Annotated in this window: 24 protein-coding genes and 2 tRNA genes; 10 read left to right on the top strand and 16 right to left on the bottom strand. The window is 67.8% G+C overall.

Annotation, left to right across the window (positions count from 1 at the left end; all coding sequences use genetic code 11):
- Positions 1 to 9 precede the first annotated feature (9 nt).
- Positions 10 to 1,362: an MATE family efflux transporter gene (locus ACSFBE_RS12980; RefSeq protein WP_435491065.1), complete on the top strand. Its 1,353-nt coding sequence runs from the start codon at positions 10 to 12 to the stop codon at positions 1,360 to 1,362.
- Here ACSFBE_RS12980 and phoR read toward each other — a convergent pair.
- Genes phoR through pstS form a run of 7 tightly spaced genes read right to left on the bottom strand, consistent with a single transcriptional unit; the run spans position 1,316 to position 7,946 of the window.
- The gene (gene phoR / locus ACSFBE_RS12975; protein ID WP_435490809.1) at positions 1,316 to 2,659 is read right to left on the bottom strand and encodes a phosphate regulon sensor histidine kinase PhoR; all 1,344 of its coding nucleotides are present in this window, start codon (positions 2,657 to 2,659) and stop codon (positions 1,316 to 1,318) included. The two genes, ACSFBE_RS12980 and phoR, sit on opposite strands and share 47 nt — an antisense overlap.
- A gap of 41 nt (positions 2,660 to 2,700) precedes the next feature.
- Positions 2,701 to 3,393 carry a phosphate regulon transcriptional regulator PhoB gene (gene phoB, locus ACSFBE_RS12970; RefSeq protein WP_435490808.1) on the bottom strand — a complete coding sequence of 231 codons (693 nt, stop codon included), beginning with the start codon at positions 3,391 to 3,393 and terminating at the stop codon, positions 2,701 to 2,703.
- Between the two features lie 15 nt (positions 3,394 to 3,408).
- Positions 3,409 to 4,110 (bottom strand): phosphate signaling complex protein PhoU, encoded by a 702-nt coding sequence (phoU, locus tag ACSFBE_RS12965; protein WP_435490807.1) that lies wholly within the window; start codon positions 4,108 to 4,110, stop codon positions 3,409 to 3,411.
- 10 nt (positions 4,111 to 4,120) lie between these two features.
- Positions 4,121 to 4,900: a phosphate ABC transporter ATP-binding protein PstB gene (pstB, locus tag ACSFBE_RS12960; RefSeq protein WP_435490806.1), complete on the bottom strand. Its 780-nt coding sequence runs from the start codon at positions 4,898 to 4,900 to the stop codon at positions 4,121 to 4,123.
- Positions 4,901 to 4,905: 5 nt separating this feature from the next.
- On the bottom strand, positions 4,906 to 5,790 hold the full coding sequence (gene pstA, locus ACSFBE_RS12955) for a phosphate ABC transporter permease PstA (RefSeq protein ID WP_435490805.1): 885 nt from the start codon (positions 5,788 to 5,790) through the stop codon (positions 4,906 to 4,908).
- On the bottom strand, positions 5,787 to 6,869 hold the full coding sequence (pstC, locus tag ACSFBE_RS12950; protein ID WP_435490804.1) for a phosphate ABC transporter permease PstC: 1,083 nt from the start codon (positions 6,867 to 6,869) through the stop codon (positions 5,787 to 5,789). The genes pstA and pstC overlap by 4 nt, the downstream gene beginning before the upstream one ends.
- A 27-nt stretch (positions 6,870 to 6,896) precedes the next feature.
- Positions 6,897 to 7,946, bottom strand: coding sequence for a phosphate ABC transporter substrate-binding protein PstS (gene pstS / locus ACSFBE_RS12945; RefSeq protein WP_435490803.1), 1,050 nt, complete (start codon positions 7,944 to 7,946; stop codon positions 6,897 to 6,899).
- Between the two features lie 215 nt (positions 7,947 to 8,161).
- On the opposite strand from pstS, the gene ACSFBE_RS12940 reads away from it, so the two are divergent.
- Complete coding sequence (locus ACSFBE_RS12940) at positions 8,162 to 9,676, top strand: Ppx/GppA phosphatase family protein (RefSeq protein WP_435490802.1); 1,515 nt, start codon at positions 8,162 to 8,164, stop codon at positions 9,674 to 9,676.
- Positions 9,677 to 9,722: 46 nt separating this feature from the next.
- On the opposite strand, the gene ACSFBE_RS12935 is transcribed toward ACSFBE_RS12940, so the two are convergent.
- The 3 genes from ACSFBE_RS12935 to ACSFBE_RS12925 form a co-directional block, all read right to left on the bottom strand.
- Complete coding sequence (locus ACSFBE_RS12935) at positions 9,723 to 10,184, bottom strand: SixA phosphatase family protein (protein WP_435490801.1); 462 nt, start codon at positions 10,182 to 10,184, stop codon at positions 9,723 to 9,725.
- A gap of 16 nt (positions 10,185 to 10,200) precedes the next feature.
- On the bottom strand, positions 10,201 to 12,363 hold the full coding sequence (ppk1, locus tag ACSFBE_RS12930) for a polyphosphate kinase 1 (RefSeq protein ID WP_435490800.1): 2,163 nt from the start codon (positions 12,361 to 12,363) through the stop codon (positions 10,201 to 10,203).
- Positions 12,364 to 12,475: 112 nt separating this feature from the next.
- Entirely contained in the window at positions 12,476 to 13,345 is an 870-nt protein-coding gene (locus tag ACSFBE_RS12925; RefSeq protein WP_435490799.1) for a GNAT family N-acetyltransferase, read from the bottom strand.
- 123 nt (positions 13,346 to 13,468) lie between these two features.
- Between ACSFBE_RS12925 and ACSFBE_RS12920 the strand changes: the two genes are divergently transcribed.
- The 5 genes from ACSFBE_RS12920 (at position 13,469) to ACSFBE_RS12900 (ending at position 17,590) form a co-directional block, all read left to right on the top strand.
- Positions 13,469 to 15,160, top strand: coding sequence for an FAD-dependent oxidoreductase (locus ACSFBE_RS12920; protein WP_435490798.1), 1,692 nt, complete (start codon positions 13,469 to 13,471; stop codon positions 15,158 to 15,160).
- 95 nt (positions 15,161 to 15,255) lie between these two features.
- Positions 15,256 to 15,960, top strand: a complete 705-nt coding sequence (locus tag ACSFBE_RS12915) for a glutathione binding-like protein (RefSeq protein WP_435490797.1) — start codon at positions 15,256 to 15,258, stop codon at positions 15,958 to 15,960.
- 54 nt (positions 15,961 to 16,014) lie between these two features.
- Positions 16,015 to 16,091 (top strand) — tRNA-Pro (locus ACSFBE_RS12910).
- Positions 16,092 to 16,220: 129 nt separating this feature from the next.
- Positions 16,221 to 16,297 (top strand) — tRNA-Arg (locus ACSFBE_RS12905).
- Between the two features lie 36 nt (positions 16,298 to 16,333).
- A complete protein-coding gene (locus ACSFBE_RS12900; RefSeq protein WP_435490796.1) occupies positions 16,334 to 17,590 on the top strand; it encodes a CynX/NimT family MFS transporter in 1,257 nt (418 codons plus the stop codon).
- Positions 17,591 to 17,672: 82 nt separating this feature from the next.
- On the opposite strand, the gene ACSFBE_RS12895 is transcribed toward ACSFBE_RS12900, so the two are convergent.
- From ACSFBE_RS12895 to ACSFBE_RS12875, 5 genes are all read right to left on the bottom strand, one after another.
- The gene (locus ACSFBE_RS12895; RefSeq protein ID WP_435490795.1) at positions 17,673 to 17,912 is read right to left on the bottom strand and encodes a hypothetical protein; all 240 of its coding nucleotides are present in this window, start codon (positions 17,910 to 17,912) and stop codon (positions 17,673 to 17,675) included.
- Between the two features lie 4 nt (positions 17,913 to 17,916).
- The gene (locus tag ACSFBE_RS12890) at positions 17,917 to 19,311 is read right to left on the bottom strand and encodes a glycosyltransferase family 87 protein (RefSeq protein ID WP_435490794.1); all 1,395 of its coding nucleotides are present in this window, start codon (positions 19,309 to 19,311) and stop codon (positions 17,917 to 17,919) included.
- A gap of 3 nt (positions 19,312 to 19,314) precedes the next feature.
- Positions 19,315 to 19,557: a hypothetical protein gene (locus ACSFBE_RS12885; RefSeq protein WP_435490793.1), complete on the bottom strand. Its 243-nt coding sequence runs from the start codon at positions 19,555 to 19,557 to the stop codon at positions 19,315 to 19,317.
- 130 nt (positions 19,558 to 19,687) lie between these two features.
- Complete coding sequence (locus ACSFBE_RS12880; protein ID WP_435490792.1) at positions 19,688 to 20,836, bottom strand: L-talarate/galactarate dehydratase; 1,149 nt, start codon at positions 20,834 to 20,836, stop codon at positions 19,688 to 19,690.
- Positions 20,837 to 20,890: 54 nt separating this feature from the next.
- Positions 20,891 to 21,850 carry a Bug family tripartite tricarboxylate transporter substrate binding protein gene (locus tag ACSFBE_RS12875; protein WP_435490791.1) on the bottom strand — a complete coding sequence of 320 codons (960 nt, stop codon included), beginning with the start codon at positions 21,848 to 21,850 and terminating at the stop codon, positions 20,891 to 20,893.
- Between the two features lie 265 nt (positions 21,851 to 22,115).
- Between ACSFBE_RS12875 and ACSFBE_RS12870 the strand changes: the two genes are divergently transcribed.
- Complete coding sequence (locus ACSFBE_RS12870; RefSeq protein WP_435490790.1) at positions 22,116 to 23,123, top strand: LacI family DNA-binding transcriptional regulator; 1,008 nt, start codon at positions 22,116 to 22,118, stop codon at positions 23,121 to 23,123.
- Positions 23,124 to 23,174: 51 nt separating this feature from the next.
- On the opposite strand, the gene ACSFBE_RS12865 is transcribed toward ACSFBE_RS12870, so the two are convergent.
- A complete protein-coding gene (locus ACSFBE_RS12865) occupies positions 23,175 to 23,732 on the bottom strand; it encodes a chemotaxis protein CheB (protein WP_435490789.1) in 558 nt (185 codons plus the stop codon).
- A 269-nt stretch (positions 23,733 to 24,001) separates the two neighbouring features.
- Here ACSFBE_RS12865 and ACSFBE_RS12860 point away from each other — a divergent pair, with 269 nt between their 5' ends.
- On the top strand, positions 24,002 to 24,328 hold the full coding sequence (locus ACSFBE_RS12860; RefSeq protein ID WP_435490788.1) for a hypothetical protein: 327 nt from the start codon (positions 24,002 to 24,004) through the stop codon (positions 24,326 to 24,328).
- Between the two features lie 87 nt (positions 24,329 to 24,415).
- A complete protein-coding gene (locus ACSFBE_RS12855) occupies positions 24,416 to 24,652 on the top strand; it encodes a hypothetical protein (protein ID WP_435490787.1) in 237 nt (78 codons plus the stop codon).
- Positions 24,653 to 24,709 lie beyond the last annotated feature (57 nt).

Here is a 24,709-nt window from a genome sequence, read left to right as displayed (position 1 = left end):
GAACGTCGGATGATCGCCCGGCACGCCGGCACGGTGCTGGCCGGCCAGTTCGCGGTGATGGCCTTCGGCGTCACCGACACCATCGTGGCAGGCCGCTACGCGCAGGGTGCGCTGGCGGCGCTGTCGGTCGGCTCTGCCATCTACATCAGCGTCTTCGTCTCGCTGATCGGTGGCCTGCAGGCGCTGCTCCCGGTCTGGGCCGAACTGCACGGCGCGCGGCGGCAGGCCGAGGTTGGCCGCTCGGTGCGCCAGGCGCTTTACCTCTGCGGCGGTGCCATCGCGATCGGCATGGCGGTGCTGCTGATGCCCGGCGCCCTGCTCCGCTGGACCGGCGTGCCCGACGCGATGCGGGGCGAGGTCGAGACCTATCTGGGCGTGCTGGCCTTCTCGCTGGCACCGGCCCTGCTGTTCCGGCTGTTCAGCACGCTCAACCAAGGCCTGGGCAAGCCGCAGTTGGTGACCTGGGTGCAGATGGGCGCACTGGCGCTCAAGGTGCCGCTGTCGATCTGGTTCACGTTCGGTGGCGCCGGGTTGCCGGCGCTGGGCCTGGTCGGCTGTGGCTGGGCCACGCTGGCGGTCAACTGGGGCATGCTGGCGATCGCCGCCTGGCTGCTGCGCACGCAGGCCTTCTACCGAGCCTACGGGCTGTGGGCACGCATCGAAGCGCCCGACTGGCAGCAACTGCGCCGCTTCGCCCGCCTCGGCGTGCCCGGCGGCCTGTCGGTGCTGGTCGAGGTCACCTCTTTCACGCTGATGGCGCTGTTCATCGCCCGGCTCGGCACTGCCGCATCGGCCGCGCACCAGATCGCCTCGAACCTGACCGCCGTCGCCTACATGGTGCCGCTGTCGCTGTCGATTGCCACCAGCGCGCGCGTGAGCTACTGGCTGGGCGCCGGCAACGCCACCCTGGCACGACGGGCCTGTGCCCGCGGCTTCGAGATGACGCTGGGCTGCGCGGCGCTGGTCGCGCTGCCGATGGCAACGCTGCGCGGGCCGCTCGCCAGCGTTTATTCGGACGACCCGGCGGTCATTGCACTCGCCGCCGCGCTGCTGCTGGCCGCGTCGGTCTACCACCTCGCCGATGCCACCCAGACCTTCTGCGTCTTCGTGCTGCGCTGCTTCCGCGTCACCGTGGCGCCACTGGTGCTGTACTGCGGACTGCTGTGGGGCGTGGGGCTGGGCGGCAGCTACCTGCTGGCCTACCGCGGGCTGGGACCATGGCCGGCCATGCAATCACCGCTCGCCTTCTGGCTCATGGGCGCCGCCGCGCTGATGCTGACGGCGCTGCTGTTCGCGGCGCTGCTGTGGCACACGCTCAGGCGAGCGCGCCCGCAGCGACCCGTGCCGGCCGCACCCGCATGACCGGAAAGATCAGCGCGAAGCGCGAGCCCTGCCCGACCGTGCTCTCGATCCGCAGTTCGCCGCCATGGCGCTGCGCGACGTGCTTGACGATCGCCAGCCCGAGCCCGGTGCCCCCGGTCTCGCGCGAGCGGCTGCGGTCGACGCGGTAGAAGCGTTCGGTGAGCCGCGGGATGTGTTCGGCCGCGATGCCCGGGCCGCTGTCGCGCACCGCGTACTCGCCGCGGCCGTCGGGCAGCAGCCGCCAGGTCACCGTGACCTCACCGCCGCCGGGCGTGTAGCGGATGGCGTTGCTCAACAGGTTCGACATCGCGCTCTGCAGTTCGGTCGGCGCGCCGGCGATCTCCGAATCGCCCTCGCCCTTGAAGGACAGCCGGTGTCCGGCCTGCGGCGCCAGCCGGCTCGACAGACCGCGCCCTTCGTCTTCGCACTGCGCCATCAGCGCGCGCACCCGCGTCCACTGGGTGGCCGGCGGTGCGGCGTTGCCCTCCAGGCGCGACAGCGTCAGCAGGTCGTTCACCAGCGTTTCCATGCGGTGCGACTGCTGCGCCATCAGGCTGAGATAGCGGGCCCGCTCGTCGGCGTCCAGCGGCAGGTTCTGCAGCGTCTCGACGAAGCCGGCCAACACGGTGAGCGGCGTGCGGATCTCGTGCGAGACGTTGGCGACGAAGTCGCGGCGCATCGCCTCGGCCTGCTCGACCGCGGTGATGTCCCGCGTGAGGAGCATGCGGCGGTTGCCGGCGTAGGGATGCACCTGCACCGACAGGCGCTGCGCCTTGCCACCCTGGCCGCGCGCATGGGTGGCGTCGATCACCACGTCGCGGCTGTAGTTCCACGACGCAAGGTAGGCCACGAAGGCCGGGTCGCGCACCAGGTTCGCCAGGTGCTGCGCCAGGTCGCGCTCGGCATCGATGCCGAACTGCGTGGCCGCGGTCTGGTTGCACCATTCGATGCGGCCCTGTTCGTCGAGCAGCACCACACCGTTGGGCGACGCCTGGATGGCGGCGAGAAATTCCTGCAGCCGGTCTTCGGCCTGGCGCGTCTGCTGTTCGCGCTCGCGCAGCAACTTGCGCACCCGCTCGGCCAGTTCACCCCAGATGCCCGGCCCGCGCGAGGGCAGTCCGGCGCCGCCGCGGCGCAGCACCGCCAGCAAGCGCCCGGCGCGCCAGGCGTCCTGCGCCAGCCAGAGCAAGGCGCCGACCCAGGCGCCCCAGCCGGCAAAACCCCAGCCGAGCAGCCACTCGGCCAAGCCCGCCGCGATGGCGGAGGCCATCAGGAAGGTGGCGATGCGAAATGGCATGACGAACGATTATCCGCCGCGGTCGCGGCGCAAGGGCCGGCTCAGACGGTGGCTTGGGCGGTGAGGCGGTAGCCGGCGCCGCGCACCGTCTCGACCATCGGCGAGGCGGCCCCGAGCGACTCCCGCAGCCGCTTGACGTGAACGTCGACGGTGCGCTCCTCGATGTAGACGTGGTCGCCCCACACCTTGTCCAGCAGTTGCGCACGGCTGTGCACCCGCTCGGCGTGCTGCATGAGGTAACCCAGCAGCTTGAACTCGGTCGGGCCGACCTTCAGCGGCGTGCCCTGCCAAGTGACGCGATGCGTCGCGGTGTCGAGCACCAGCTCGCCGACCTCCACCCGCTCGGTCACCGCCTCCGGCGCGCGGCGGCGCAGCACCGCACGAATGCGCGCGAGCATCTCCTGGGTGGAGAAGGGCTTGGTGATGTAGTCGTCCGCACCGGCGTCCAGGCCCGCCACCTTGTCGGGCTCATCGCCGCGCGCGGTCAGCATGAGGATCGGGACCGCCTTGGTGCGCGGGTCCTTGCGCCACTGGCGCGCGAGCTGCAGACCGCTCTGCCCCGGCAGCATCCAGTCGAGCAGGATGAGGTCGGGCAGGAAGGCGTCGATCTCGCGCTGGGCCGACACGCCGTCTTCCGACCAGATCGGCTCGAAGCCGTTGTGGCGCAGATTGACGGCGATCAGCTCGGCAATCGAGGATTCGTCTTCGACGATCAGGACGCGTGGTTTCTTCATTCGCTTTGGTGGGTCTTACTGCAGCGCAGATTCGATCTCTTGCATCGAAGTGTGCCGCACGTCCGCGCCCTTGACGATGTAGATGATGAATTCGGCGATGTTCTTGGCATGGTCGCCGATGCGCTCGATGGCCTTGGCCAGGAACAGCAGGTCCAGGCTGGCCGAGATGGTGCGTGGGTCTTCCATCATGTAGGTGACCAGCTTGCGCACGAAGCCGTCGAACTCCTGGTCGATCAGGTCGTCTTCCTTCAAGATCGACAGCGCCGCGGCGGTGTCGAGCCGCGCAAAGGCGTCGAGCGCCTTGCGCAGCAGGCCTGCGGCCAGGTCGGCAGCAATGCGCAGGTCGGTGGAAGGCAGCGCACGGGCCGAGCCGCTTTCGATGATCGACTTGACCATGCGGGCGATCTTGTTGGCCTCGTCGCCCACGCGCTCGAGGTTCGCCGTGGTCTTGCTGATCGCGATCAAGAGGCGCAGGTCGCGCGCGGTCGGCTGGCGACGGGCGATGATCGACGACAGCTCGCGGTCGATCTCGATCTCCATGGCATTGACGCGCGTCTCGGTCTCGATCACGCGGTCGGCGGCTTCGGTGTCGAACTGCGCCAGGGCGTACACCGCCTGCTGGATCTGCGACTCGACCATGCCGCCGAGCTCCATCACGCGCGACGAGACGCCGTTGAGTTCGCTGTCGAACTGGCTGGACAAATGCTTTTCGGTCATCGCTGTCTCCTTAGCCGAAACGGCCGGTGATGTAGTCCTCGGTCTCTTTGCGCTGCGGCTTGAAGAACATCTGTTCCGTCGCGCCGAACTCGATCAGGTCGCCCAGGTACATGTAGGCCGTGTAGTCGCTGCAGCGGGCCGCCTGCTGCATGTTGTGGGTCACGATGACCACGGTGTACTCGCTTTTGAGCTCGGCGATCAACTCTTCGATCTTCGCGGTCGAGATCGGGTCCAGCGCAGAGCACGGCTCGTCGAGCAGCAGCACCTCGGGCTTGATGGCGATGCCGCGCGCGATGCACAGGCGCTGCTGCTGGCCGCCGGACAGGCCCGAACCGCTCTGCTGCAGCTTGTCGCGCACTTCGGTCCAGAGCGCGGCCTTCTTCAGGGCCCATTCGACGCGGTCGTCCATGTCGCTGGCGCTGAGGTTCTCGAACAGCTTCACGCCGAAGGCGATGTTGTCGTAGATCGACATCGGGAACGGCGTCGGCTTCTGGAACACCATGCCGACCTTGGCGCGGATCAGCGCCACGTCCTGCTTGCTGGTCAGCAGATTTTCGCCGTCGAGCGCGATCGTGCCTTCGGCTCGCTGCTCGGGGTAGAGCTCGAACATGCGGTTGAAGGTCCGCAGCAGGGTCGACTTGCCGCAGCCCGACGGGCCGATGAAGGCCGTCACCTTGTTCTCGGGGATCTCGAGGTTGATGCCCTTCAGGGCGTGGAACTTGCCGTAGTAGAAGTTCAGGTCCTTGACCGAGATCTTCGAGCGCGAGGGTTGTGCGAGTGTGGTGGGCATGGTGTTCAGTGTTTGCTGCGCGTCAGAACCCGCGCGAGGATGTTGAGGGCCAGGACCGCGACGGTGATCAGGAACACGCCGGCCCAGGCCAGCTGCTGCCAGTTCTCGTACGGGCTCATCGCGAACTTGAAGATCGTCACCGGCAGGCTGGCCATCGGCTGGGTCACGTCCGAGGTCCAGAACTGGTTGTTCAGCGCGGTGAAGAGCAGCGGCGCCGTTTCGCCGGCGATGCGCGCCACGGCCAGCAGGATGCCGGTGACCACGCCCGAGCGTGCGGCGCGCAGCGTGATGCTGATGATCACCTTCCACTTCGGCGTGCCGAGGGCGTAGGCCGCTTCTCGCAGGCCAGGCGGCACCAGTTGCAGCATGTTCTCGGTGGTGCGGATCACGACCGGGATCACGATCAATGCGAGCGCCAGGCCGCCGGCCAGGCCGGAGAAGCTCTTGAAATAGGCCACCACCACCGCATAGACAAACAGGCCGATCACGATCGACGGCGCCGACAGCAGGATGTCGTTGACAAAGCGCGTCACGCTCGAGAGCCAACCCTTCGGGTTGTACTCGGCCAGGTAGATGCCGGCCATGATGCCGATCGGCGTGCCGACGAAAGTGGCCATCGCCACCATCACCAGCGAGCCGAAGATCGCGTTGGCAATGCCGCCGACTTCATTGGGCGGCGGCGTCATTTCGGTGAAGGTCGCGATCGCGAGCCCGCCGATGCCCTGGCGCAGGGTTTCCCAGAGGATCCAGACCAACCAGAAAACGCCGAAGGCCATGGCGGCGAGCGACAGCGTCAGGGCGATCTGGTTCATCCGCTTGCGGGTGGCGAACTTCGCCGCGCGGGTTTCGTCGAGCGTCTTGGCGTTCAACAGGCGTTCTGCGGTGCTCATGCCTTGGTCCCTTCGCTCTTCTTCATGCGTTGCAGCAGGAGCTTCGACAGGGTCAGCACCACGAAGGTGATGAAGAACAGCACGAGGCCCAGGTACATGAGCGCGGCCTGGTGCAGGCCGGCGCCGGCTTCTGCGAACTCGTTGGCGAGCGCGGAGGTGATGCTGTTGGCGGCCTCGAAGACCGACAGCGAATTGAGCTGGTTGGTGTTGCCGATCACGAAGGTGACGGCCATCGTCTCGCCCAGCGCCCGGCCCAGGCCGAGCATGATGCCGCCGACCACGCCGGCCTTGGTGTAGGGCAGCACCACCTTGGAGACGACCTCCCAGGTGGTGGAACCCAGGCCGTAGGCCGATTCCTTGAGCAGCGGCGGCGTGACTTCGAACACGTCGCGCATCACCGAGGCGATGAACGGGATGATCATGATCGCCAGGATGATCCCGGCCGACAGGATGCCGATGCCCACCGGCGGGCCGGACACCAGCGAGCCGAGGTAGGGCACGCCGGCCAGCAGCTTCTGCAGCGGCTGCTGCACATAGGTCGACAGGATCGGACCGAACACCAGCAGGCCCCACATGCCGTAGACGATCGACGGAACCGCGGCGAGCAGTTCGATCGCCGTGCCCAGCGGGCGCTTGAGCCACGACGGTGACATCTCGGTCAGGAACAGCGCAATGCCGAAGCTCACCGGCACCGCGATCACCAGCGCGATCAGCGAGGTGGCCAGCGTGCCGTAGATCATCACCAGCCCGCCGTACTCCTCCTGCACCGGGTCCCAGGTCGTGCTGGTGAGGAAGCCCAGGCCGTACTTGGTGATGGCCGGCCAGGCGCCGACGATCAGCGACAGCAGGATGCCGATGAGCATCGCGAGCGTCAGCAAGGCGGCGCCCTTGGCGAGCATGCCGAACACACGGTCCGTCCCGGCGCCGGTGCGCGGACGCTTGACCGGCGGCGGACTGGCGGAAACAGGGGTGCGCTCGGCCGCGAGGTCGAGCGCTTTGGCGTTGGCGGGGAAGGTGGATGACACAGATCGCTCCGGCAATGAGGAAGGCGGCGCGTCGTCGAGCGGATGGCTGCTCATACAACGCGCCGATGGGGCCGATGAGCCTTACTTGGCTGCGACGGGCTTGCCCGAGGCGTCCTTGATGTTGTCGGTCCAGGCCTTGGCGATCGTGGCCTTCACGGCGTCGGGCATCGGGACGTAGTCCAGGTCGTCGGCCGTCTTGTCACCGCTCTTGTAGGCCCAATCGAAGAACTTCAGCACGCTGGTCGCGTTGGCGGGCTTGTCCTGCACCTTGTGCATCAGGATGAAGGTCGCGCCGGTGATCGGCCATGCGCCCTTGTCGGCCTGGTTGGTCAGCACCTGGTAGAAGCTCTTGTTCCAGTCGGCGCCCAGTGCGGCCGCCTTGAAGGCCGTGTCGTCGGGAGAAACGATGCTGCCGGCAGCGTTCTGCAGCTGCGCGTAGACCATCTTGTTCTGCTTGACGTAGGCGTATTCGACGTAGCCGATCGAGTTCGGCAGCTGCTTCACGAAGGCGGCGACGCCTTCGTTGCCCTTGCCGCCGGTCCCCACGGGCCAGTTCACCGCCGTGCCTTCGCCGACCTTGCTCTTCCACTCGGCGTTGACCTTGCTCAGGTAGTTGGTGAACAGGAAGCTGGTGCCCGAGCCGTCGGCGCGGCGCACCGGGGCGATCGCTGCATCGGGCAGTGCCAGCGAACCGTTCAGCGCCTTGATGGCCGGATCGTTCCACTTGGTGATCTTGCCGAGGTAGATGTCGCCGAGCACCTGGCCGTTGAGCTTGAGTTCGCCGGGCTTGATGCCGGCAATGTTCACGACGGGGATCACGCCACCGATGACGGTGGGGAACTGCATCAGGCCCTTGGCCTGCAGTTCTTCGTCCTTCAGGGGCGCATCGGAGGCGCCGAAATCGACGGTCTTGGCCTCGATCTGCTTCAGGCCGGCACCCGAGCCGACCGACTGGTAGTTGACCTGCGTGCCGGTGGCCTTGGCAAAGTCGCTGGCCCACTTGGCATACAGCGGTGCCGGGAAGCTGGCGCCAGCGCCGGTCACGTTCTGGGCAAAGGCCGGCGCCTGGGCGAAGGCGGCGGCCACGAGGCCGGCCACTGCGAACTTGGCGAATTTGAAGGTCGTTTTCATAGCTTCCTTGATGAAGTCGGACAATCCCGAATCGGGTTGCAGCGGACTGTAGGAAGCTTGTGTGACATCGATATGACACCCGTGCGCCCAATGAAAGCAGCGCTTCCGGCCCCGGACGTTCGTGACGCCGTCACAGAACCGTCACGTTTGGCAACCAGCGCTCGGGCTACCATCGGCACCCGCCTTTTTCTCCAGCGACCGCCCCCCTCCCCTTCATGCAAAACGGCACCCTTCTCGCTGCGGTCGATCTCGGCTCCAACAGCTTTCGCCTGGAAATCGGCCGCGTCGACCACGGGCAGATCCACCGCACCGAATACCTGAAGGAGACGGTGCGCCAGGGCAATGGCCTGGACAGCAGCCGCAATCTGACGCCCGAGGCCATGCAGCGCGGCTGGGACGCCCTGGCCCGCTTCGGCGAACGGCTGGCCGGCTTCAAGCGCTCGCAAGTGCGGGCGGTGGCCACGCAGACCCTGCGCGAGGCGCGCAACCGCGACGAATTCCTGCTGCGAGCCCGCACCGCGCTCGGCTTCGGCATCGATGTGATCCCCGGACGCGAGGAAGCCCGCCTGATCTACCAGGGGGTGGCGCACATGCTGCCGCACAGCGATGTGTCCGACCGTGAGCGCCGCCTGGTGGTCGACATCGGCGGCCGCTCCACCGAGATGATCATCGGGCGTGCCCTCGAGGCGCAGGTGATGGAGTCGTACCGCGTGGGCAGCGTGGCCTGGTCGATGAAGCACTTTCCCCAGGGCCAGTTCACCGCGCCGGCGTTCCGTGCCGCGGAGGTGGCCGCCAAAGCGGTGCTGGACGACGCGCTGTCGACCTACGCCGCCGACCAATGGGACGTTGCCTACGGCGCCTCCGGCACCATCGGGGCCGTCGGCGACGTGCTCGTGGCCAGCGGTGCCGAAGCCGGCGTGGTGACGCGCGAAGGACTCGACTGGCTGCTCGACCGCCTGCTCAAGGCCGGCAGCGTCGACAAGCTGCGCATGGACGGCATGCGCGAAGACCGCAAGGCGGTGATCGGCGGCGGCATCAGCGTGCTGCGCGCGGTGTTCGACCTGCTCGACATCCGCGAGATGAAGATCGCCCAGGGCGCGCTGCGCCACGGCGTTCTTTACGAACTGCTCGAGCGCGACGAGAGCGTGGCCGATTTGCGCACCAGCACGGTGGCCCGGCTGGCCACCCGATTCGCCGCCGATGCGGCGCAGGCCCGGCGCGTGGGCGAAACCGCCTCGGCGCTGTACCTGCAGCTCGATCCCGCCGCCCGTGGCGGCAGCACCGCCAGCCGCGCCGGCCGCGCGCTGCGCAAGCTGGGCTGGGCCGCGCAGTTGCACGAGATCGGCGCCCTGGTGTCGCACAGCGACTACCACAAGCACGGCGCCTACATCCTCGACAACGCCGATGCGCCCGGTTTCGCCAGCAACGAGCTGCACCATCTGAGCCAGCTGGTGCTGGGTCACCGGGGCAAGCTGCGCAAGCTCGAAGCGGCGCTCGACGACGACACCTTCGTGGCCCAGCTGGTGGCCCTGCGGCTCGCCGTCATCCTGTGCCATGCCCGGCGCGATCCGGACACGCAGGCCTTGCGCCTGGTGAAAACGGACCTGCGCAGTTTCTCGCTCAGTTGTCGCGCCGACTGGTCGGACGCCTATCCGCAGTCGGCCCACCTGCTGCGCGAAGAAGCGCTGGCCTGGCAGAAGACCGGCTGGCGGATGTCGATCAGCGGATGACGCCGCCCTCGGGGCTGCGGAGCGGGCGCCTGGTACGGCGCGCCGACTAAAGAAACTCGGGCGCCTGCACCGTGACGACGACGGTCTGCACGTCGCCGTCGCGCTCGCGCGTTCGGATCCACCAGACCGAGCCTTTGCGCACCGGGCAGCTGTCCTGCTGCATGCCCAGCAGCAAGGCGATCGACTGGCCCAGCGCCGGCTGATGCCCGACCAGCAGCATCACCGACTTGCCGTTCGGCCAGCCGGCCGCCGCCAACAGGCCGTCGGGCGTGGCGTCGGGCGCCAGTTCGTCGCGCAGCTTGTACTTGCGGCCGAGCGCCAGCACCGTCTGTTCGCAGCGGCGCGCCGGGCTGCAGACGATGCGCGTGCCCTCCGGCAGCTGGCGGTCGAGCCAGCCCGCCATGCGCTTGGCCTGCTTCTCGCCGCGCGCGGTCAGTGAGCGCTGCATGTCGTCGCAGCCCTCGGTCCAGTCCTCGGCCTCGGCATGACGCCAGAAGATCAAGTCCATCGCGAAAGTCCTCCAGTCATTGAGCGCGTGTGGCCAACCCGCGCGAGGCATAGCGGCCCATCAGTGCGGTCTGCGCCCCGTGCGCCTCGATGCGGCGCGATGCGCCCTCTTCGCCCGGATGGGTGTCTCCCTGGACGCGGCGGTACACGCCATCGGCACCCAGGTCCCAGGCGTCCTGCCCGTCGTGCAGGTAGGCCACCAGGCACTCGTCGATCAGGCGCTGGCGCAGGCCCGGGTCGGTCACCGGCCAGGCCAGCTCGACGCGCCGCATCATGTTGCGGTTCATCCAGTCGGCGCTCGAGAGATAGAGCGCTTCGTCGGGCCCGTTGCGGAAATAGAAGACGCGCGAATGCTCGAGGAAGCGGCCGATGACCGAGCGCACCCGGATGTTGTCGGTCAGACCCGGCACTTGCGCCGGCAAGGTGCAGGCGCCGCGCACGATCAGGTCGATCTTCACGCCCTGCTGCCCGGCACGCACCAGCGCATGCACCAGCGCCTCGTCGGTCAGCGCGTTCATCTTGGCGACGATGCGGGTCGGCTCGCCTTGCGCGGCGGCAACGCCCAGCGCATCGATCTGCGCCACCAGATTGCGGTGCAGGTCGAAGGGCGCGAGCCACATGCGGTTGAGTTTGGGCAACCGGCTCTGGCTGGCCAAGTGCACGAAGACCGCTTCCATGTCGGCGGTGAGCAGCGGATCGGCCGTCAGGTGGCTGATGTCGGTGTAGAGCGCTGCGGTCCGCGGGTTGTAGTTGCCGGTCGAGAGGTGGCCGTAGCGCTGCAGGCGCTTGCCCTCGCGCCGCGTCACCAACAGCATCTTGGCGTGCGTCTTCAGGCCGACCACGCCGTACACCACCTGCGCGCCGATCGACTCCAGCATCTCGGCCCAGTTGATGTTCGCCTCCTCGTCGAAGCGTGCCTTCAGCTCGACCACCACCGTCACTTCCTTGCCCCGGCGCACCGCCTCGCGCAACAGGGCCATCAGGGCGGAGTCGGTGCCGGTGCGGTAGATGGTCTGTTTGATGGCCAGCACCTGCGGGTCGAGCACGGCCTCGCGCAGGAAGGTCAGCACGCCGTCGAAGCTCTCGAAGGGCTGGTGGATCAGCACGTCGCCGCGCTGCAAACGGTCGAAGAACGATTGGCCGGGCGACAGCGTGACCGGGTACGACGCCTTGTAGGGCGCGAAGCGCAGCGCCTGGAACTGCGGCTCGTCGAGCAGGTCGATCAGCTGCGTGAGCCGCGCCAGGTTCACCGGCCCATGCACGCGGTAGAGCGACTGCGGCGGCAAATTGAACTGCGCCAGCAAAAAGCTCGCGAGCGACTCGGCGCAACTGGCCGACACCTCGAGCCGCACCGCCTGGCCATAGTGCCGGTGCTCCAGCCCCTGGCGCAAGGCGGTGCGCAGGTTCTTCACGTCTTCCTCGTCGACCGCGAGATCGGAATGCCGCGTGGCGCGGAACTGCGAGAAGTCGCCGACCTCGCGCCCGGGGAACATGCTCGAGAGGTGCGCCCGCACGATGCTCGACAGCGCGACGAACAGCGTCTTGCCGCCCGACACCTTGGCCGGCATGCGGATCAAGCGCGGCAGCACCCGCGGCACCTTCAGGATCGCGATCGGGTTCTCGCGGCCGAAAGCGTCCTTGCCGCCCAGACGCACGATGAAGTTGAGCGACTTGTTCGCCACCTGCGGGAAGGGGTGCGACGGGTCGAGCCCGACCGGGATCAGCAGCGGCCGCACCTCGCGCTCGAAGTAGTCGTGCACCCATTTGCGCTGCGCCGGATTGCGCTCGCCGTGCGAGATGATCTGCACGCCATGCTCGGCGAAGGCCGGCATCAGCGCGTCGTTGTAGAGCGCGTACTGCGTGTCGACCAGGCTGTGCGCGGCTTCGGACAGGCGCTCGAAGGAGGCCACCGTCTCATCGCCCTTGGCCTCGCCCAGGCTGGCGGCCAGCAGGTGCGGCGCGGCACGGACTTCGAAGAATTCGTCGAGGTTCGACGACACGATGCACAGGTAGCGCAGGCGCTCGATCAGCGGCACCTCCGGCCGTTGCGCCCAGTCGAGCACCCGCCGATTGAAGGCGAGGATGCTGTGGTCGCGGTCGAGCAGCGTCAGGGAAGGCGCGCTCGGCGCCTCGGGGACGGCCGGCGTGTCGGCCGGTGGCGTGGCCGTGAAAGGGAGCATGGTGGGTGATTCTGTCGCGGGAGCACCGCGCTGTACTGTCGGCGGACAGATGACAGTGTCGAACGCCCTCATGACATTTTCGTGACGATGTCACATTCGGCCGTGACGCCGCTCAATTTCCCAGGAAGTGCTTCCGGTAGCGCGGCGGCAGGTCGTCGATGCGCATCAGCATCGGCAGGTCGGCCGTGTTGAAGTCCGGGTCCCAGGCAGGCGCGCCCAGCACCTTGGCGCCGAGCCGCAGGTAGCCCTTGATGAGCGCCGGCGGTTCGACATCCATCGCGCCGTCCAGCCGGTCCACCGGCAGGGCCAGCCGCGGCTGCACCTGGTACTGGATCGGCGCCATGTGGGTCGCCGAGAGCTGGCGCCAGATGCTGGCCGCCGCATCGCCGCTGTTCACGCCGTTGTGCATCATCGGGATGCTGGCGCAGCCGATCATGGTGTCCAGGCGGTTGCGGTGCATGAAGCCCGCCAGCGCACCCCAGAGCGCCAGGATCACGCCGCCCTGGCGGTGGTCGCGGTGCACGCAGCTGCGGCCGAGTTCGACCATGCGCTCGCGCAGATCGCGCAGCCGAGTCAGGTCGAATTCGGTGTCGCTGTAAGTGCTGCCGATGCGGCGCGCCTGGGCCGGCGTCAGCACGCGGTAGGTGCCGATCACCTGGCCGCTTTCTTCTTCGCGCACCAGCAGGTGTTCGCAGAAGTCGTCGAACAGGTCGATGTCGTGGTGCTCGAGCGTGGTGGTGAGCCGGGCGCCCATCTCGTTGGCGAACACCTCGTAGCGCAGGCGCTGCGCGGCGCGCACGTCGTCCTGGTGGCGGGCCCAGCCGACCGTGATGCCCTGTGCCGCCGCCGGACGCGGCGCCTCCACCACCACCGGGGCGGTGGGCACGGCCACCGGCACGCGCGTCGACGGAGGTGCCCGCCAGAACGCCGGGCGCGCGCCCAGTTGGGAGAGGGGGAACATCGGATTGGGCAGTTCTTGCATGGGGACCCTTCGTCGTTGCAGCGAGTCTCCCCACCCTTGGTGAAAGTCCCGTGTCTCTCCGATGGCAGTTACATGACGGCTGCGCCTCGCGGTCTAATGCCGTTCATCCCGACCGGAGTTGCCATGGCCGAACCACAGACCGTCGAAATCGAAACCCGTCGCCATCAGATGTTTCCCGTGCTGGGCGAGCATGACATCCAGCGCATGCGCCGCTTCGGCACGCTGGAGCGCTATGCCGCCGGCGACTGCATGTTCCGGGCCGGCGAACCCGGCCTGGGCATGTTCGTGCTGCTGAAGGGGCACGTTGCCATCACGCAGCGCGACGGCCGCGGGCATGTGGTGCCGATCACAGAACACGAGCCCGGCCAGTTCATGGCGGAGATCGCCCAGCTGTCGGGCCGGCCCTCGCTGGTGGACGGCCATGCGAGCACCGACGTCGAGGCGCTGCTGCTGCCGCCGGAGCAGTTGCGGGCGCTCATCATCGCCGAGGCGGACCTCGGCGAGCGCCTGGTGCGGGCGCTCATCCTGCGGCGGGTGGCGCTGATCGAGGCCGGCGCCAGCGGGCCGGTGCTGATGGGGCCGCCCGACACCGCCGACGTCCGGCGCCTGCAAAACTTCCTGACCCGCAACGGCCATCCGTTCCAGGTGGTCGACTCGACGCAGGACGCGGACGCGGCCGCGCTGCTCGAGCAATACGGCGAAGCGACGCTGCTGGTGGCCTGCCCCAACGGCTCGGTCCTGATGAACCCCAGCGAAGACGCGCTGGCCCGCTGCCTCGGCATGATCGACAGCATCGCGCACGACGACCTCTTCGACGTGGTCGTGGTCGGCGCCGGGCCGGCCGGCCTGGCAACGGCGGTGTATGCCGCGTCGGAAGGGCTGCGCGTCATCGTGCTCGACTGCCGCTCCTATGGCGGGCAGGCCGGCGCCAGCGCGCGCATCGAGAACTACCTCGGCTTCCCGACCGGCATCTCCGGCGGCGCGCTCGCCGGGCGGGCCTATGTGCAGGCGCAGAAGTTCGGTGTCGAGATGCTGATCCCTTCGGAAGTTTCATCGCTCGATTGCAGCGGCTCGGCGGCCGGCGAGATGTCGGTGCTGCTGGCCGATGGCCGGCGGCTGCGCGGCCGCACCATCGTGATCGCCAGCGGTGCGCGCTACCGCCGCCCCGACGTGCCGCGACTGCGCGAATTCGAAGGCCGCGGCATCTGGTACTGGGCCTCGGCGTTGGAGGCGCGCACCTGCGCCAAGCAGGAAGTCGCGCTGGTCGGCGGCGGCAACTCGGCCGGCCAGGCGGCGGTGTTCCTGTCGCAGCAGGCCGCGAAGGTCAACGTGCTGGTGCGCGGGCCCTCGCTGGCGGCCAGCATGTCGCGCTACCTGATCGACCGCATCGAAGCCACGCCGAACATCGAACTGCATCCGTACACCGAACTGGTGGAACTGCATGGCGACCCCGCTACCAACGGCCTGGAGGGTGCCACCTGGCGGCACCGCCGGACCCAGGCGCAATACGAGTGCCCGGCACGCAACATCTTCCTGTTCGTGGGCGCCGAGCCCGAGACCGGGTGGCTGGCCGGCTGCGAGGTGGCGGTCGACCGCAACGGCTTCGTGCTCACCGGCGCAGCCGCCAGCGGCGGCTTTCCGGCGCGGCCTGCGGCACCGCTCGAGTCGAGCGTGCCGGGCGTCTTCGCCGTCGGCGACGTGCGTTCGGGCTCGGTGAAGCGGGTGGGCGGCGCCATCGGCGAAGGCGCGGCGGTGGTGGCCCAGATCCACCAGCACCTGGCCGCCGCCGGCGCAGCGAAGACCGCCAGGGCCTGAGGCGGTCGTTCGAAGGCTGGAAGCCAGTCGCGGCCTGCGAAGAAAGCGCGCCGCGTATATGCTGGCGGCCCCTTTCTCTTCGCCGGATTGCCCAGATGCCCCAAGCCCCGATCGACGTCTATTCGTGGCCCACGCCCAATGGCCACAAGGTTCACATCCTGCTGGAGGAATGCGGCCTCCCTTACGTGGCGCATCCGGTCGACATCGGCAAGGGCAACCAGTTCGCGCCCGACTTCCTGGCCATCAGCCCCAACAACAAGATCCCTGCCATCGTCGACCCGGCCGGGCCGGACGGCCAGCCGATCTCGCTCTTCGAATCGGGTGCCATCCTGGTCTACCTCGCCGGCAAGACCGGTCGCTTTCTGCCCGAGGGCGATCGCGCGCGCTACGAGGTGCTGCAGTGGCTGATGTTCCAGATGGGCGGCGTCGGCCCGATGCTCGGCCAGGCCCACCACTTCCGCCTGTACGCGCCGGAGAAACTGCCGTATGCGATCGAGCGCTACACCAACGAGGCGCGGCGCCTCTACGGCGTGATCGACAAGCGCCTGTCGCAGAGCCCCTTCATCGCCGGGCCGGACTATTCGATCGCCGACATCGCGATCTTCCCCTGGCTGCGCAGCTGGGAGAACCAGGGCATCGTCCTGACCGACTTCCCGCACCTCCAGAAATGGTTCGACGGCATCGCCGAAAGGCCGGCCGTTCAGCGCGGCGTGAAGGTGCTGGCGGACCTGCGCAAACCGCTCACCGGCGCCAAGGAGCGCGACATCCTTTTCGGAAAATCGCAGTACGCGAAACGCTGAAGCTGCCGAAAGCCGGGAATCGCCTCCGCGGACAGGCTAGAATCGAAGGCTTGTCGGGGCGTAGCGCAGCCTGGTAGCGCATCTGCTTTGGGAGCAGAGGGTCGTGAGTTCGAATCCCACCGCCCCGACCATGGAAAAGTAAAAGCCGGTGACGACTGCGAGGTCGTCACCGGCTTTTCGCTTTGATGCTCCGCCACGGCATGCGTGGCAAAATCCGCGCCGCAACGACGGCGCGCTCCGCGCCCTTCGACCTGCACCTGCTGCCCGTAGCTCAGTTGGATAGAGCACCTGCCTTCTAAGCAGGTTGTCGGGGGTTCGATCCCCTCCGGGCAGGCCATCAGACGAGGTGCTGGTTTCAGAGACTGACCTTCCCTTGAACACAGAACGCGCGCTCGGACAACCCACAGGTCTCACTTCCCCGGCCCTTCCCCTCGCCTGTGCACCATCGCGGAACCGACGGCTTCTTCTGGGCCTGTCCGTCATCCTGATCGCCTTCAACCTGCGGCCGGTGTTCTCCAGCCTTTCCGTGGTGCTGCCGGACATCGTCGCCGCGACCCGGATGTCGGCGGCCGCGGCCAGCGCCTTGACGACCTTGCCCATCGTCTGCCTCGGGCTCTTTGCGATGCTCGCGCCCTGGCTGGGCCGCCGCGTGGGAACGGAGCGTGCCCTGTCGGCCTGCATGTTCCTGATCACCCTGGGCACCGCCCTTCGCGGCCTGGGAAACGTCCCGCTTCTCTTCGTGGCCTCGGCCCTGGCCGGCATCGGTATCGCGGTCAGCAATGTCTTGCTGTCGGCACTGATCAAGCGCGAATTCGCAGGTCGGGCCGCCACGATGATGGGTGGCTACACGATGGCGGTGTGCGGCGGCGCCGCGGCGGGCGCCGGCTTGACCGTGCCGCTGCAGCACGCCCTGGGCACGGGGTGGGCCGGTGCCTTGGCCGTGTGGGCCTTGCCCGCTATCTTCGGCGCGTTGCTGTGGGCGCCGCAAGCCTGGTCGGTCCGGCCGCTCGCGAGCGAATCCGCCTTCGTCGTTCGGGGCCTGTGGCGCGATCCGCTCGCCTGGCAGGTAACGCTCTACATGGGATTGCAATCCGCCCTGGCCTACTCCGTGATGGGCTGGCTGGCGCCGATCCTGCGCGAGCGCGGGCTGACGGCCGAGACGGCCGGGTTCGTGGTCTCGGTGTCGGTCATGACGCAAGTGGCGACCTGTCTGGTCGTGCCGGGGATTGCAATGCGCCGACACAGCCAGGTCGGCCTGGCCGTCGGCTCGGCGGTCCTGACCGTCGCGGCGATGCTGGCTTGCATGTTCGCGCCGACGACCGGCATCTGGGCCTGGGCGGTGCTGCTGGGCGTCGCGCAGGGAGGCACCTTCGCCCTGGCGCTCACGCTCATCGTGATGCGCTCGCCGGACGCCGACGTCGCGGCACGCCTGTCGGGCATGGCGCAAGGGGTGGGTTATCTGATCGCCGCGGGCGGGCCGTTGCTGGTGGGTCTGTTGCGCGCGTGGACGGGCGGCTTCCAGTCATCGGCATGGCTCTTCGGCGCGATCGGCTCGGCGCTGGTGCTGGCAGGCATGGGGGCCGGCCGCGCCCAGTGGGTGAACGCGGTCCGAGTTCCCGTCCCGCGTTGAAGCGCCTCGGCGCCCACGTCACGGCACGCCGAACGTCGGGCCATGCCGGTTCAATCCCTCGCCTTCGCCTTCGCGCTCGTCTTCACCAGATCCCCTGCGCCGAGGTGCGCTCCTCCAGCACTGCCGCCCCCTGCAGCAGCGCCTCCCTGGAAGTTCGGTATGCCTCAAATGAAGTGGCAAGTTCGATCGTGACGCGCACGCCGTCCACTCTGCTGATCACCCAGTGATAGCTTCCATCCTCGGCCCGCTCGACATGAAGCCGAAATGCCGCCGCCTTTCCCGCCATGTCCGGCCGGCTGCGGGGCGAGATGGGCGCACTCATGACATCAGACGCGAACCGCACAGGGGAGCCCGCCCAGCTCGGTCCGAGACGATGCCTGATCGAGCCAGCAGGTGCGATGCAACAGCGTCAGCAACATCACGCCTCCGAACAGCTGGTACGACTGCAAGAAATTCGCGGCAGTGTCAGCCGTGGCGTTGACGACGGGCGAGAGATTCACCGCGATCAGCAGATAGGACAGCGTCAGCACCGCGGTCTGTCCCCGATGTCGTCGGTCAAGCGCCATCCATCGCGGCAAAACAAGTGCCAGCATGGGCAACATCACCCCATAGTGATGGTCCCAGACGATCGGGGAAGCAAGGGTCAGCGTCGCAACCACCAGTGCCAGTGGCTCCGCGCGCCCGACGGTCGTGCCGGCGGTGAAGAAAACCGAAGCCAGCAACGCGACCGAAGTCAGGATGGTGGCCAGATAAACGGCCGGGTGGAAAGGCGCGAAGGCATCGCCAAGCCATTGGAGGTTGCTCCCGTTGGACAGGAGCCGGTTCAGCAGCCCGTTGATGGACTGATTGGCATAGAAGCTCTCGCCGTGCAGCGCGACGTACTTCAGCACGGGGAGGTACCCGAAAAAGTTCTCCCATCCGTACAGCACCATGGCCCACGCACTCAAAGCAGCGACGACGGCGGCAGCTGCTGCAGCAAAGCGCCATTGGCGCGTCATGAGTGCCCAGAGGATGGCGAAGGCCCATTGCGGCTTGATGGTGCAACAAAAGCCGATGAGCAGCCCCGCGGCGACCGGGCGCCCCCGTTGCTGCGCAAGCAATGCCGAGGCCGCCATGAAAGTCATCAGCGTCTGGATCTGCCCCAGCTGGTCGCCCCGGCTCAGGGGATAGAAGAACAGCGCAGCCATGCCACCCAGCAAGAGAACGCCACGAGAAGGCCGCAGCGCCCACGGCGACCCGGCTTCGACAGCCGGACGGGTCGGATGTGCCCCATACAGCAGAAGCACCGCAACCACGCCGGTCCCGACCACCGACAGCTTGGAGAGCAACCACATCACCCGAACGGGACTGACGCAGTTGCACGGATTCGATGCCAGGAGGTCGAGGCCCAGCAGTGAGGTCAGGGGATACTGGAACTTGATGTGTTCCCTGAAAAACAGCTGGCCGTAAACATCGGCGGGCGCCGGCCCATCGAGATGCGCGAGCGCACGCAGCATCGGGCCCCAGGAGTCCATGCCGACCTCCATCGAGAAGAATCGGGCGCCGTACGCGAGGACGCTTTCCGTGAAATGGCCGGCGGTGAGCGCGAGCACTGCGTCGACAACGACGCCGGCCCCGATCAGGAGAAACCAGTAGCGCAGCAGCGCCCGTTGCATGGCGGGCCTGGGGACCGGCCGCTGCGGCCCGTCGTTGGGCTGCGGCCCGATGTCGGTGGAGGGCATCGTCTAGACCGCCATCTCGCCGAAGACGGTGTCGCCGGAATGCTCGCGCCCTTGGTAATCCGCGATCCATTCCAGGACCTTGGCCAGGAGCACCTCACGGCTCTCCGCCGGGGTCATCTCCCCGGCCAGATGCGAGAGGCGACAGACCACCTTGTTTCGATAAGTCACCTCCGCAGTAAGCAAGCTGCCGCCTTCGCTGCCGAAGAAGCGCAAGCCCCATTGAAGGAGAGAAAGCTCCTCATTCATCCACGTGCCCGTTCTGGTTGATGTGACAACTTCACATCAACGCATTTTTCAGGGCAGGCGGTCCGAACCTTGTAAGAGGAAATCGCTACTTGTGGCGGGCTTGGCTTTTGCGGCTCAAAGCAACCCCTGGTCACACCCGTTTGCCGACCTCGACCGCTTCCCGCGTCCACTGCCTGGCTTGACCGCTCAGGCTCAGGCCCAAGCCGGGTCGGGTCGGAACCAGCATGCGGCCGTCCTTGATCTCGAGGCGCTCGTTGAACAGCGGCTCGAGCCAGTCGAAGTGTTCCACCCACGGTTCCGTCTGGTACACGGCCCCCAGGTGCACGTGCAGCTCCATCGCGAAGTGGGGGCCGAGGCTGAGCCCGGCCTGCTCGGCCTGTGCAGCGATCTTGAGGAAGGGCGTGATGCCGCCGACCCGCGGCGCGTCCGGCATGAGGTAATCCGCAGCGCGATGGCGGATCAGCTCGCCGTGTTCGGCGGCGCTGGTCAGCATCTCGCCGGTGGCGATGGGCGTGTCGAAGGTGGCCGCCAGTGCGGCGTGGCCCTCGAAGTCGTAGGCGTCGAGCGGCTCCTCGATCCACACCAGGTTGAATTCCTCGAACACGCGGCACATGCGCTGCGCGGTCGGGCGGTCCCATTGCTGGTTGGCGTCGACCATGATCGGCACGTGATCGCCCAGGTGCTTGCGCACCGTCTCCACGCGCCGGATGTCGAGCGCGCGATCGGGCTGGCCGACCTTGAGCTTGATGCCGCCGATGCCCCGCTCGATCGAGGCACCGGCATTGACCACCAGCTGCTCGATCGGCGTGTGAAGGAAGCCGCCCGAGGTGTTGTAGCAGCGCACCGAGTCGCGTTGCGAGCCCAGCAGCTTCGACAGCGACAGACCGGCGCGGCGCGCCTTCAGGTCGTACAGCGCGACGTCGAAGGCACCGATGGCCTGCACCGCCATGCCGCTGCGGCCCACCGATGCGCCGGCCCAGCACAGCTGGGTCCAGAGCCTGGAGATGTCGCTCGGGTCTTCGCCGATCAGCGCCGGCGCAATTTCCTTGGCGTGCGCGAATTGGCCGGGGCCGCCCGCGCGCTTGGAATAGCTGAAGCCCAGCCCGCGGTGTCCGCCCGTCGTCTCGATCTCCGCGAACAGCATCGCGATCTCGGTCATCGGCTTCTGGCGGCCCGTGAGCACCTTCGCATCGCTGATGGGGTTCGCGAGCGGCAGGTAGCACGAGGAAAGACGGATCCAGGCGATGCTGTCGCTGGCGGCGGAGGAAGCGGAGGTCATGCGGTTCTCAAGAGGATCGAGGGGACAAAGAGGGGGCGCGGCCGCGAGCCGCCGTCAGTCGATGGAGATCTTTCCGGTCTCGATCACCTTCTGCCAGCGCGCGTATTCCTTCAGCTGGAAGTCGGCGAACTGGGCCGGCGTGTTGGCGACCACCTCGAAACCGATCGACGTGAAGGACTCCTTCACCTTCGGGTCGTTCAGCGCTTCGACGATGGCGGCGTGCGCCTTCTCGCGGACGGCCGGCGGCAGCCCCTTGGGCGCCACGACGGCCTGCCAGGACGTGACCTCGACGTTGTTCACGCCGGCTTCGGCCAGCGTCGGCACGTCGGGCAGCACGGGCGAACGCTTCGCGCTGGTGATGGCCAGCGCGCGCATCTTTCCGCCCTTGATGTACTGCACCACCGCGTTGATGTTCTGGAAGGACGCGTCGACCTGTCCGCCCATCAGGTCGGTCTGCGCCGGTGCGCCGCCCTTGTACGGCACGTGGATGCCGGTGGTGCCGGTCTGCTGCCAGAAGAGTTCGGCCGTCAGGTGGTCGCTCGAGCCGTTGCCGGCCGACGCGAAGGTCATCTTCTTCGGGTTGGCCTTCTCATAGGCGATCACGTCGGCCACCGACTTGTGCGGCGAGTTGGTCGGAACGACCAGCACGTTGGGCGACTGCACCGCCACGGTGATCAGATCGAAATCCTTGAGCGCGTCGTACTGCATGCCCTTGAGCAGATGGGGCGTGATGACCAGCGGGCCGAGCGAGGTCACCAGGAAGGTGTAGCCGTCGGGCGCGGCGCGCTTGACGAAGGTGGCGCCGATGGTGCCGGTGGCGCCGGCCTTGTTGTCGACCAGGAACGACTGCTTGAACTTGTCCGTCAGACGCGGCGCGATGGCACGGGCGACCTGGTCGGTCGACCCGCCCGGTGGGAAGGGCACGACCATGGCCACGCTCTTGTCGGGCCAGCCCTGGGCGTGCGACACCAGGGACATGGCGCCGATCGAGAGGGCCGCGAGAAGTCGCTTCATGGGGTGTCCCTGTGGGCGATGAACGGGGGTCTGGCGCATGTCTGTCTCCTGCTTTTTCCGATTGATAACGTTGTCACTTTCGGCCGCGGCTCTTGTCGTTGGTCTTCGAGGCCTCCCATGACTTGGAACGGCTGGGCGATCGATTCGAATCGCTCAGGTCCGTGTGTCGATGGTATCGTTGTCATTTAGCGCGATCAATGCGGTTGTTCAGGGGTTTTCCCGAGCCACGTCGTCGCGATACGGCCCCGATCGCCGCCCCCTGAAGATGAACACGCCCCGCCCCTTCAAAGCCGCCACGCTCCACGACGTTGCCCGCGAGGCCGGCGTGTCGCTGATCACGGCCTCCCGCGCGCTGAGCAACCCGGGCGTCGTGTCGGTGCGCACCATCGAGAAGGTTCGGCAGGCAGTGCAGGCCACGGGCTACATCCCCAACCTGCTCGCGGGCAGCCTGAAGTCCAGGCGAAGCCTCATGGTGGCGTGCCTGGTGCCCACCATCTCCGTGGCGCAGTTTCTTCCCACCGTCCAGAGCCTGACCAGCGTGCTCGACGATGCCGGGTACCAGCTCATCCTGGGCCAGACCGGCTACGACCATTCACGCGAGGAAGCCCTGCTCACCACAATGATGAGCCGCCGGCCGGACGCGATCGTGATGACCGGTCTCGTGCAGTCACCTCGCGCCCGCGACCTTCTGGCGAAGGTGGGCATTCCGGTGGTCGAGACCTGGGACCTGAGCGAGCGCCCCATCGACATGCTGGTGGGTTTCTCGCACGTGAAGGTCGGCGGCGCCATCGCCGGCTACTTCCTCGGCAAGGGCTGGCAGCGGGTCGGGATCGCGACGGGCGATGACCAGCGCGGCGCCATGCGCCGGGAGGGCTTTCTCGCCACCATCGGCCGTGACGTCCCGACGGCGGTGGTCCCGGCGCCGAGCAGCATGGAACTGGGACGCCGCGCACTCGATGAGTTGCTGCGCAAGGATCCCGCGCTGCGCGCGGTGTATTGCAGTTCCGACCAGTTGGCGCAAGGCGTCATCGCCGAGGCGCTGGGGCGCGGCCTGCGCGTGCCGGAAGATCTGGCCGTCTGCGGCTTCGGCAACGCCGACTTCGCGGCCCACATGCACCCATCGCTCACCACCGTCCACGTGGACGGCGCAGCCATCGGCGTCATCGCCGCCCAATTGATCGTGGACCGCTGCCGCGGGGTGGCCGTTGCACGGCCCGTCGTCGATGTCGGTTTCCGGATCGTCGAACGACGCTCGACAGCGCTCGCGACCTAGGCGACCCGCGTCTTCCGCAAGCGCTTCCCGGGACCCTGCCGCCGTCGACGGCTAGCGGACCATGCGCATGAGCAGCGGACCGAGCTGCTCGATCAGCACCAGATGGTCGGGGTGGTCTCTCAGCAGGGCCTGCGTGGGCATGCTCGGCATGATCGCGTCGGTCGGGCTCTGCACGATGCAGACACTGCGCGTGGACCGCAGCGCGATCAGGCCCTCGGCGCCATCGCCGTCTTCGCCGCTCAGCACGACCGCAATGACCGGAAGCACCAGGAATTTGGCCGCGCTGGTGAACAGTGCATCGATCGGTTTGTCGATCGCCGTTTCGTCCAGCGACAGAACGCCGCCGCGTCGAAACACCGGGTGCCGGCCTGCCGGTGCGATGTACACCGTGCCGGGCGCCGGTGGCGTTCCGGCCTGCACCGGCAGCACCGCCAGCGGCGTGTGCCGCCCGAGCTTCTCGGGCGTTGCCTCGGCGGCCGTCTTGGGGCAACGCAACGAGACGACAACGGCGATCGGAAAGTCGGCGGGAAGCGCGTTCAACAGCCGTTCGAGCGCTGGCAACGCACCGGTGGAGCCGCCGATCAGGACTGCGGCGTATCGAATACTCATCGGAATTTCACTCGTGGTCGGGCTGATGTTTATCGCACGGCCGCAGGCGACGCCATGTAGGCGCAGGGAGGTCCGGCCACCGCCGACGCTGAGTTGTTTTGCACCTGGGGGGAGAGCCGGCGCGCAAGCCGTACGCCTGGCCTAGGCAACCCGGCCGATCCGAAGATGGGCCCTGCGTAGGACTACAACCAATGATGCGACCGCGGTACTTCGCAGCCGCAGGACTCGGTGCTAACTTCCAGCCCCCTCCCGAATTCCGCCGAACCGCCATGCCCTTCAACCTGCTCACCTGCCTGGCCCACAGCAGCTTGCCGAGGACGATTGCCGATGCCGAAGAAATCGACATGGTCCGGGTGCTGAGCGAGGCGGGCCTGGTGCGCGCCCGCCTTCCGGGACTGACCGATCACGGGGATCTTCCGCAGTACACCGGTTGCGCGACCGTGCTCGAAGTGACGGCGCGCGGGCGGAACCTGAGCGCGAAGGCCGGCACGGCGCGCCCGAGTGCCGATCCGCTGGCCGGCGGCGACCTCATGACGGTCGACCCGGAGCGCAACTACGCGCCCTGGTTCAACTCCTCCGTACAGCCTTTTTTCTGACACGGCGAGTCGACCACGCACTGCCCGTGGGCGGCCGAGCCCTTGCCCTACACGGCAACGCCCGTCGCCCGCGTAGGCTCTCGCTGCATGAAGCTTTCGCATCTTGCGCTGACCGTGATCGAGGATCCCGAGCGCGAAGGTGCCTACCACTGGCTCCTGCTCCGGCCGGTGGCAGGCGCTGGCGTCGAGGAACACTCGGCTTCGGAGGCCAGCTTTCCGAATGCACAGGCCGCGTTTGCGGCCGGTGCAGCGCGCTGGGCGGCTGCGATGCAAGAGGAAGACGAGGATGCCGATCCCGTCGGCGACCCGGTCGAGCCGGAATAAACGCCGCTGGGCGCGTGCCACGCGCCTGCGGCCTTCGTGCACGGCCGCAGGCGTGGC

The organism is Variovorax sucrosi (genome assembly GCF_051216635.1).
GTDB lineage: Bacteria > Pseudomonadota > Gammaproteobacteria > Burkholderiales > Burkholderiaceae_C > Variovorax.
The sequence above is the reverse complement of the archived record's forward strand: the minus strand, read 5'-3'. Positions and strand labels throughout refer to the sequence as shown.